The organism is Johannesbaptistia floridana (genome assembly GCF_057440575.1).
In genome coordinates this window covers 1-9,926 of record NZ_JALKVM010000266.1, presented here as the reverse complement: position 1 = coordinate 9,926, position 9,926 = coordinate 1, and the positions used below count along the sequence as shown (strand labels likewise).

Sequence of the window (9,926 nt, the reverse complement as noted above, 5' to 3'; positions counted from 1 at the left end):
TGGGGAACTAAAGTCCTCTGCCAGGTTTGTAGTAGGGCTTTAGCCCGATTAATTTTTGGACCTTTAGTCCAACTACGAACCGGGGTGGTAAAAAAGTTAAGAAACCTATAGCATAATCCCAAGATTTGCTGTATCATCGGATTCGCAGAGATTTCATTTGCAAATTAACAGCATTGAGATATTCTTCATCGTCCATCGCCTTAGGTTCTAAATCGCCACTGTTAATCGCTGCCATTACTATATCTTTTGCAGTGATTTCTCCTATCCTATAATCGGTGACTAACTGGGTGTAGGTAGAGATTCCTTGGGATTCGTATTCACCACGGTAAGCGGATGTGACCAAATCAAAAGCACTAGTTTGATAATTACCCGTATCCATTTCCCTATTGGTTGGAGTTGAAACCGACTCATCAACTTCCTCGGTATGAGTATTAGCTTTTACTTCTAATGAAGGAACAAAAATTGCAGCAATAGCTAATAAAGAAAGACTGCCTATTAATATCTTTTTCATTATTGATTTATCTCCTATTAATAATTTATTTATATCTACCTTGATTGTGCAATATTATTGTGGATAACTTCATCCCACCAAAGTAATAAGTTTTGAATCAGAAATGATAAAATGCTGATTGTGAAGGCGCCAATTAGCAAAAAGTACAAATATGCCAGTAAACAGTATAGTCAACAAAATCAACCAATTACCTAGGACTAAACAAAAATCTCCCTTTGTACCCATTAAAATACAATATCAGTGGCTATTGTGGGGATTAATTTCCTTACAATTGCTAATTGAGTTAATCGAATTTTTAAATAGTGATACTGATGCTAGTAACGCAGCATCTTTAGGGGTTTTAATACAATCAATACTATTTTACTTACCTGTATTCTTTTATCGTCCATCTTTTGGGTGGTTTCATCCCCTCATTTTTATCCCTCTCTATACCTATGCCTTTAGTTTACCTACATTCTTACCCAAGGTATTTACCCTCTTTTGGGAAGGTCCAGGCGCTCTTATATACGAGCCTACTACTAGCGTAGCTTTAAGAAATTGGGGACAAGAGGGTTTAACTTGGATAAATGCCAAAGCTGCCTATGTGAGTATACTAGCAATCATTGCTTATTATCTTGGCTTTTTTTTACTTCCGGCTATTTCTACTCCTAAATTGAGACTTAAACCGATTCGTAATCCCGGGATAAAAACCTGCTTAACAGTCTTATTTTCCCTGATTGTCTTTACTATCTTTCTCCAAAGCTATGGAGGTTTAACTGGTCACCTGTTGGCTAATTGGCAGGGGGGAAGACATTCTAATTTAGCTGGTCAATATTACTGGATTTTTCTAGTTAACTTCAGCTTAGTTGCCTGTTTAATCTGGTTATCGATAGATACCAAAGTTTTTCAAAACCCTGTATTTTGGGGTTGTCTGGTTACCTCAATGATGATGCGCTTTTTGTTAACAGGTTCTCGCAGTGGTATCTTTTTTATCTTAATGATTGGGATAATGATTTGGATGCTGCGCAAAGGTCGTTTCTCCATGACTAAGGTTCTAGCTATTATGTTGGTGGTAATTCTTGGTGTAGGGATTTTGGGAACTTTTAGAGATGTGGTTAAAGATACTGGAGAAGCTGATTTTAGTACTTTGACTGATTTACAAACAGGTATTATGGAAGCTTTGGGAAATAGTGAAGAGGCGGGAGAATTGACTGGCGCCAGGAATGGAGGACCATTGCCTATGTTAGCTTATGTACCAGAAAAAGAAGAATATCTGTACGGGAGTACCTATTTAGCAGCTTTAACTATTGCCATTCCTCGGGCAATTTGGCCGGAGAAACCGGGTTTATGCGGCGGCAGGGCTGCTAAAACATTTTATTATAAAAATGCAGACTGGGGTATCCCTTGTGGTTCTATTGGTGAATCTTACTGGAATTTTGGTCTAGGGGGAGTATTTGTTGCTTTCTTTATTTATGGTTATTTTCATAAATGGTTGGCGCAGTCTTTTCGCAGATACGCAACTTATCCCACAGCTTTAGTTTTATATGCTATCGTTCTCTTTTACATTCGACCAGATAGTACAGCGGTAATTAAGTTAATGCAGTTGGTTGTCCAAGCTAGTTTCCTTCTTTTCCTGTGGGGTGGTATTCCTCTATTTTCCCGCCGTCGTCACAAGATTAAAATTTAACCAGGAGAAAATTATCGTGCCATCTAAACTGCATATTCTCTTTTTTACTACACGCTTGGGTGGTGGTGGCGCTGAAAAACTGTTATTGAGAATTGTTAATAGTTTAAATCGCCAGGAGTTTCAAGTATCTCTAGCTTTGTCTAAGTCTGGAGGAGGTTATGAATCAGATTTAGCTGAAGATGTGGCTGTATATCATTTGATTAGTAGTAAAGTCCCCTCGGTGTCTTTACCCTTACTATTGTCTTTGTTACCTTTGAGAAATTTAATTAGTCAGATTAAACCAGATGTTGTCTGTGGCGCTATGGATAATGCCAATACTGTAGCAGTCTTGGCAACTCGTTATCTGTCTCAACCCCCTAAGGTGGTTTTGAGTGTTCATAATCCCCCTTCTTGGAAATATACTCAACCTCCCCAACGTCTGGTTAATCGTTTGGTTTTTGCCTTGATGCCAAAAGTTTACCCTCTTGCTGATGCTATTATCAATGTATCTGAGGGAGTAGCTAAAGATTTAAAGACCATCTCCCCAAAAACTGCCCCCTTACTCCACGTAATTTATAATCCCTGTGTAGATGCTGAGGTGACTAGGGGTAGCCAAGCTTCTCCACCAGAAACTATTCCCCCTAACCATAAGTTAATTGTTGCCTGTGGACGTCTTCATCCTCAAAAAGGCTTTAGTGATTTAATTACGGCTATGGTAACAGTAAAAAAACAAATTCCGGCGGTGTTATGGATTCTTGGGGAAGGGGAGTTACGTTCAGAGTTAACTAAACAAATAGAGAGTTTAGGCTTAACTGAGACGGTATTTTTGTTGGGATTTAAAACTAATCCCTATCAGTATATGGCTAAGGCTGATTTATTTGTTTTGTCTTCTCTTTTTGAAGGTTTCGGTAATGTGATTGTGGAGGCGATGGCTTGTGGTACTCCTGTTGTAAGTACAGATTGCCCCACGGGACCAGCAGAAATTATCGAGTCTGGTGTAAATGGTCTCTTAGTACCTCCTGACAATCCTCAGGCGTTAGCAGAGGCGATGATTAGAGTATTAAGTGATACTCAATTGCAACAGCAGTTATCAAAACAAGGAAAAATTCGCTCTCTAGATTTTTCTGTGGCAAAAATTGCTACTATGTACGGTAATCTTTTTCAAAGCTTATTTAAATAATTTTTATGCGGGTTTCTGTTGGCATCCCTTTTTATAATAATCAAGATACTCTCTTAACGGCGATTCGTTCAGTTTTTGCCCAAACTTACCAGGATTGGGAATTAATCTTAGTAGATGATGGTTCTAGGGATAATTCCCTGACTATTGCTCAATCTATCAATGATAATCGGGTGAAGGTGATTCATGATGGAGAAAATCATGGTTTAGCTTATCGTCTCAATCAAATTGCTAGTATAGCTACGGGAGAATATTTAGCGAGGATGGATGCTGATGATATGATGCACCCTCAACGCTTAGAAAAACAGCTTAATTATCTCCAAGCTAATCCCCAAATAGATGTATTAGCCTCTCCCGTATATTCAATTAACCAGGAGAATCAACCCCAAGGTATTCGCGGTTTAGACCCTATCGAGGGAATGACCGCGCAAACGGTTTTACTCAACAAAGGTTTAATTATTCATCCTACGGTCATGGCTAAGACTCAGTGGTTTCGCCGCTATCAGTATGATACTTCTTATCGTAAAACTCAAGATAGAGAATTGTGGTGTCGTTCTGCCTCTACTTCGACTTTTGCTAAAATATCAGAACCATTATACTTTTATCGTGAGAACTTATTTAATTCTCAATCCTATTTAAAGAGTTATTTAGTAGGTTCTCAGGCTAATTTTAAACTTCTTAAAACCTACGGGTGGAAAAATTTGGGGACAATTTCTACTTTAGTGAGAATGTTGCGTATACCTCTCAAAATTGTTACCTACCAGTTGTTTATTTTAGTAGGAAAAGAAAATCTCTTGATTAGTCAACGAGATAAACCTATGTCACCATCAGAACTTATCGCTGCTACCAAAGTTATTGAATCTATATTAGCATCACCAGTACCAGATTAATTGGGCTCACAGGGTTCTGATTTTAATTACTATTGTAGCTGATTGGGTTATTTCTTGGTTGAAATATTTTTTTTAGGCTGTGAGATGTTCTCACAAAATTTTGCTGCCAATAAAAATTAAAATTACTCCCCCAACTATTTCTATTTTCTCTCCTAAAAACACACCTATAAATGATAACCAAAAGGTAATTATTCCAATTATCACCGCTTCCATGATAATTGAACTTTTCAGCACAGATAAGCCTTATCTTACCTCAGTTACAGCGTAAGTTAGGGCATCTTAGTCCAGAAATATAGCAGTGACCGCAGTGGTGTTAACAACATTTATTACTAACTTTTCCCCCCAACCCCCCTTACTAAGGGGGGCTTTTCATCATTTTTGTCAACATCTATTGACTCATTGCTATAACTGGTAAAATTCGCCAATTAACTCCAGAATCTTTAGAAAAACTAGCAGAAGAATTGTTAGTTTTTAATACTTATGAAGATTTAGAGAATTGGTTGAGAGAATATGCTCAATAGTACAAATTTGGTATCTCAAACTGTAGGTTGGGTTGAAGAATGAAACCCAACATTAATTTTCTGTTAAATAAAAATATAACTATCAATCAACATATTCAATCTCTAAGCTATAGCCATCATTGAGAATATATTTAGGGAGAAATTTTAAATATAAATATATTATACCCCAGCTAAAAATTAGGTTCGTAGTTGGACTTTAGTCCAAACTATCGTAGAAGCGATCGCCACTTGTTGGACTATAGCAATACTAGTTGCTAAACTACCTACAATTACTCCTGGTATAATATAGCGATTCATAACATTTAATAACTTTGGTTCTCTTCATATTACTGGTAAATTAACATCAAACTAGGTTAGACTCAGATCTTCCACCTTTAGCAAAAGCTACTGGTTGTGGTTGAGTAATGAGTTTTGAAGTCTTGAAGTTTTGAAGTAAGAAGTCTTGAAGTCTTGAAGTTTTGAAGTAAAAGAATTGATGTTAAACCCCTAGGAGACAAAGATTATAGAGAATTAACCATAAAGAACATTTTTCCTGAAAAATTAGTACATAAGTACTGGTGGAAGATGTGAGTTAGAGCGATCGCTCCTGTGGTCTAACAAGTTGCACGCATATTTATGTAGTAGGGGCGCTCATACTTGCGCCCTATTCTGACTTGCGCTCCTGCAAAACTAGCTAACACTATATTTTTTTCTTCAGTCACTCATCTGCAATTCATCTTCTACCATATATCTAGCAGCACCCATTAATCCTACCGAAGGTTTATCGACAATATAAATAGGTATTTCTTTTAAATAGGAGGAGATTAATTCATTTAAATGTTCAGCAAAAAATATCTTTAAAAATTCACTTTTTTTGATGAATTCTTTAATCATAAATTCAATATCTCCCGCCAGATAAAGACCACCATAGGGAGGTAGTTTTAGAGCTAAATTTCTTGCTTCTGCTCCATACGCATCTACAAATAACTTTATGGTTTTTTGACATATAGAATTAGAATCACTAGACTGAATCGCCTGTTCAATAATAGTCTCTACTATACTGATAACTTTCTCATATTTTTTGTTTGTTTCCCAGTCCTTGATTTTTTCGGTTATTTCATCTGAAAATTCATCCATGTTTTTTTGATTTCGGAAAAATTGGTAAATAGAAATAATACTCACACCAGATATTACTTCCTCAACCGAAACTTCTTTTTCTTTTTCTTCTTGTAAGTATTTATAAAGCTCATACTCTTGATCATTTCGAGAAGCAAAATAACCATGACCTCCTTCACCAGAAATTATTTTAAAATGATTATTAGAACAAGGAATAATGAAACTTTGGCCCCATCCTAATCCTATTCTTGATCCTATAATAGCCATGGGTTCTTTTTGCTTTGGTTTGCCTTCGTGTAAGATAAATTTATCTTTTAATTCTAAGTTTAAAACTCCATAAGCAGCAGCAACAAAATCATTTATTAAAATTATTTGAGAAAGACCTAATTCTTGTTCTAATTCTTTTAATGTTTTTTGATTTATAGTTAAATTTACATTAGTTAGTTGACAAGTATTGTCCTTGACTATTCCAGCCACACTCAAACAAGCTTTTTCTGGATTATATTCTTGCAATAGAGTTTTTTTAGAATCTTCTAAAAATTTTTTAAATGTAGTATGTAAATCTTGAGTCGCATCTAGAACATAATCATTTTTATATAAAAAATTTATTTTAAATGTTTTTTCTTGGTTTTTTGCTAAATCTACTTGTACTAAACCTAAAGTTATTCCTGTCGTACTAATGTCTCCAACTAAAACGACGATGGGGGGTTGATAGATGTTGGCAATTTCTTGCCAACTCAGAGTCAGTATTTCACATATCTTCTGAAAAGAATCTAATTGAATTGGTTTGCCTGTAAAGAATTTGCTAACCGTTGACCGACCTAACATATTCGCCTTGGCAAAATTAGTTTTAGTTCCAAAACCTAGCCTTAATAAGGCTTTTTCAGCTCGTTGTATACCCTGTTCGTTCGCACTGAGAGTAATTTTTCTTTTACGGTTCTGATTATTGTTTTTAACCATGGTAATACTCTAGTTCACTAGCTTAGTCTTATTACCCTAATCATAAAACAATCATAGAAAAATCAAAAAAGGGTTATAAGACGTTTACTCCCTAGTCAAGTCATCAACATGTTTAAGTTTATCATAGTTTGGGGAACAATATCATAAATTAATAAATTAACAAACTAACAGGTTAATTAAGAGGCAAAGGACAAATGAAGTATAATATCAGAAAAAATCGAAACAAGCACTCAGCTCTTAGTCCGCAATTAGCAGAAGTTGTAGAGGCTTGTAAAACAGGTAAACCATTGGATAGGCATGTTGTACAAGAATCAGCAGATGGACACAAATATGTTGATGTGATCGCTAGAGTCAAAAATCCTGAAATTCCTGTTCCTGACTTAAAGGTTACTACCGTGTCCCGTAATATTATTACCGGAACAGTTCCAGTAGAGAAGATAGAAACTGTTGCCCTGCACGATAATATTGTTGATTTGGAAGGTCCAAAGCTAGTATATTCATAACATTGATTAAAGATAAGAAGTCTATCCCTTTTTGTTAAGCTTGCTCTGTGAAAAATCACCGTACTTTTTAGCCGAATAGTATTACACAGGAGGAGGACATCACCTCTGTCAAAACTTCGGTTAGCTGAGATCTTGCACTAGTACTAGTGTACTAATTTAGTGGTCAGAAAAATTCATTCATTTAGTGGTTTCGGTGGGTTTTTTGGTTCAAAAAAGTAAGTATAAATACTTAAAAAACTCATTACTTCAAGACTCACTACTCATTACTCAACCGCCACAAGTAACTTTTGATAAAGATGCAAGATCTGAGGTAAGTGCTTCCCTGACTGAAAAATACAGTTATGTATGATAAAGTACTGAGGAAGTATTTAACATGAATAATTAAAGAAATCTGTTATTATTTTATAATTGCTGAATTTTTTATATTCATACTATTGGCAAATGAAATATAGACAAGTTGAAAACCACAACAAACCCCTATCCCTTAGTCCGCAACTAGCAGAAATTGTAGATACCGCTAAAACAGAGCAAGTATTGGATAGGTATTTTTTACAACAATCACTAACAGAATCACTAGATGAACAAAGTTACGTTGATGTAATCGCTAGAGTAAAAGATCCTGAAACTCTTATTCCTAATTTAAACCGTACTACAGTTTCCGGTAATATTATTACCGGAACAGTTCCAGTAGACAAGATAGAAGCTGTTGCCCTGCACGATAATATTGTTAATTTGGAAGGTCCAAAGCTGGTATATTCAGAGCTACACGATTCAGTAAGGGACATTCGAGCTAGATATGAAGATCTGCGACAATTATTTGCTGATGGAGATACAATTCCAAATGGACAAGGAGTGATCGTAGGTATTGTTGATTTTGGATGCGATTTTCTTCATCAGAATTTTCGTAATTCAGACGGTAATAGCCGAATACTGTTCTTATGGGATCAGAATGAGCGTAAACATCAGGATCGGCATGAACAAGAGATTCGAGCAGATAGGACTCTCCCGCCACAACATTATGATTATGGCCGTGAGTTTTCAAATGAAATTATTAACGAAGCTCTTAGTCGAGCAGATCAACCACCTACTGATAATAGTAGTGATTTGGATAATTTTGCATATACATTTCTTGGCTATCCTCCGAGTATAAATGGAGAACGACGTCACAGAAGACACGATCCAGCTCACGGAACACACGTTATGGATATTGCTGCTGGAAATGGACGGGGTAGCCAATACCCTGGTGTAGCTCCAGAAGCTGACCTTATCTTTGTAGAGTTCGGAGGAGGAGATGCAAACAGCCCTCATGAATCCTTTGGAAACTCTAAAAAGCTAATAGAGGCAGTAACGTATATATTTCATAAAGCAAGTGAACTTAAGCGCCCAGCAGTTGTGAACATAAGTTTAGGCGGATATAGCGGTCCCCACGACGGGACAACGGCAGTAGAGGAGGTATTTGACCACCTCCTTGATCAGCCAAATCAGCCAAATCGAGCAATTGTAATATCTGCTGGCAACTCTCATGAACACAGAATTCATGGAAGCGGAGTAGTGACAGCTTCTCAACCACTCGAATTAACTTGGAAAATTGAAAATACGGATAAGACTAACAACGAGGTTGAAGTATGGTATAAAGGTGATGAAAAACTTACAGCTATACTAATTGATCCCCGGGGCAATGAACTTGGTCCCTTTCTCTGGGGGGATTCTCAGGATATAATGAATGAAGAGATAACTGTAATTAGGGTGAATCATAGACAAGACAACCAGAACGGTGATAATTGTCTTCACATATATATGGACAAGACTAATTCATTACTTACTGGTAACTGGAAGTTAAGATTAACCTCTACAAGTTCTTCTGGCGTTAAATTTCATGCCTGGATTGAACGCACTATAGACCAACTACAAAGCTGCTTTGCAGAAGCTGACGCAGACCCAGCAATGACTCTTAGTTCAATTGCTTGTGGACACAAAACAATTGTAGTTGGTGCCTACAATGCTCGTGGAGTAAATCAACCACTAGCCTCATTTACATCAGAGGGACCAACCCGTGATGGTCGATTTAAACCAGAACTTAGCGCTCCTGGAGGTGATCAAGGAGATGGAATTATGGCCGCTCAATCACTAACTCATGTTGGTAGAACTGGTATGTCTGGAACAAGTATGGCAGCGCCCCACGTGACTGGAGTTATTGCACTACTTATGCAGATAACTAATACTCCTCTTAGTATTGATCAAATTCGTGACACTATTATCAATACTGTTCGACACTATTCTCCAGAATCAAATTCATGGGATTCGCGTGGTGGCTTTGGTCGTGTTGATGCAACCAATGCAGTTCAGCAATTGCTTGGATCAAGTTCCCATGAATACTTACAATAAAAGTGAGGTAAGGCAGGAGGCAGAAGGGAAGAAAGAAAGAACCAAGGAAGAAGTTTATTATAATTAATTGAGATGATTAGACTGAACTTGATATCAATTGTTCCCCGGATTTAAAATCCGGGGAACAAGTGACGCGCATATTTCATGTAGTAGGGGCGCAAGGCTTGCGCCCTATCTCTGGCTTGCGCCCCTTTTTATCAAAATTGTCAATATTTTCAAACATTTTGCCAATAATATTG

9 protein-coding genes are annotated in these 9,926 nt (G+C 36.8%); 6 read left to right on the top strand and 3 right to left on the bottom strand.

The window, feature by feature from the left end; all coding sequences use genetic code 11:
- Positions 1-133: 133 nt before the first annotated feature.
- A complete protein-coding gene (locus MW688_RS16745) occupies positions 134-511 on the bottom strand; it encodes a hypothetical protein (protein ID WP_486737155.1) in 378 nt (125 codons plus the stop codon).
- A gap of 151 nt (positions 512-662) precedes the next feature.
- On the opposite strand from MW688_RS16745, the gene MW688_RS16740 reads away from it, so the two are divergent.
- From MW688_RS16740 to MW688_RS16730, 3 genes are read left to right on the top strand one after another with little or no spacing between them, the layout of a single operon-like run.
- On the top strand, positions 663-2,177 hold the full coding sequence (locus MW688_RS16740) for an O-antigen polymerase (protein ID WP_486737154.1): 1,515 nt from the start codon (positions 663-665) through the stop codon (positions 2,175-2,177).
- A gap of 16 nt (positions 2,178-2,193) precedes the next feature.
- On the top strand, positions 2,194-3,336 hold the full coding sequence (locus tag MW688_RS16735; RefSeq protein ID WP_486737153.1) for a glycosyltransferase: 1,143 nt from the start codon (positions 2,194-2,196) through the stop codon (positions 3,334-3,336).
- 5 nt (positions 3,337-3,341) lie between these two features.
- Complete coding sequence (locus MW688_RS16730; protein ID WP_486737152.1) at positions 3,342-4,223, top strand: glycosyltransferase family 2 protein; 882 nt, start codon at positions 3,342-3,344, stop codon at positions 4,221-4,223.
- Positions 4,224-4,313: 90 nt separating this feature from the next.
- Here the strand turns inward: MW688_RS16730 and MW688_RS16725 are convergent, their stop codons facing one another.
- Positions 4,314-4,457 carry a manganese efflux pump gene (locus MW688_RS16725; RefSeq protein WP_486737151.1) on the bottom strand — a complete coding sequence of 48 codons (144 nt, stop codon included), beginning with the start codon at positions 4,455-4,457 and terminating at the stop codon, positions 4,314-4,316.
- A gap of 164 nt (positions 4,458-4,621) precedes the next feature.
- Here MW688_RS16725 and MW688_RS16720 point away from each other — a divergent pair, with 164 nt between their 5' ends.
- Positions 4,622-4,744 carry a DUF4351 domain-containing protein gene (locus tag MW688_RS16720; protein ID WP_486737156.1) on the top strand — a complete coding sequence of 41 codons (123 nt, stop codon included), beginning with the start codon at positions 4,622-4,624 and terminating at the stop codon, positions 4,742-4,744.
- Positions 4,745-5,437: 693 nt separating this feature from the next.
- On the opposite strand, the gene MW688_RS16715 is transcribed toward MW688_RS16720, so the two are convergent.
- Entirely contained in the window at positions 5,438-6,799 is a 1,362-nt protein-coding gene (locus MW688_RS16715; RefSeq protein ID WP_486737150.1) for a glucokinase, read from the bottom strand.
- A 287-nt stretch (positions 6,800-7,086) separates the two neighbouring features.
- On the opposite strand from MW688_RS16715, the gene MW688_RS16710 reads away from it, so the two are divergent.
- Positions 7,087-7,302 carry a hypothetical protein gene (locus tag MW688_RS16710; RefSeq protein WP_486737149.1) on the top strand — a complete coding sequence of 72 codons (216 nt, stop codon included), beginning with the start codon at positions 7,087-7,089 and terminating at the stop codon, positions 7,300-7,302.
- Positions 7,303-7,743: 441 nt separating this feature from the next.
- Entirely contained in the window at positions 7,744-9,687 is a 1,944-nt protein-coding gene (locus MW688_RS16705; RefSeq protein ID WP_486737148.1) for a S8 family serine peptidase, read from the top strand.
- Positions 9,688-9,926 lie beyond the last annotated feature (239 nt).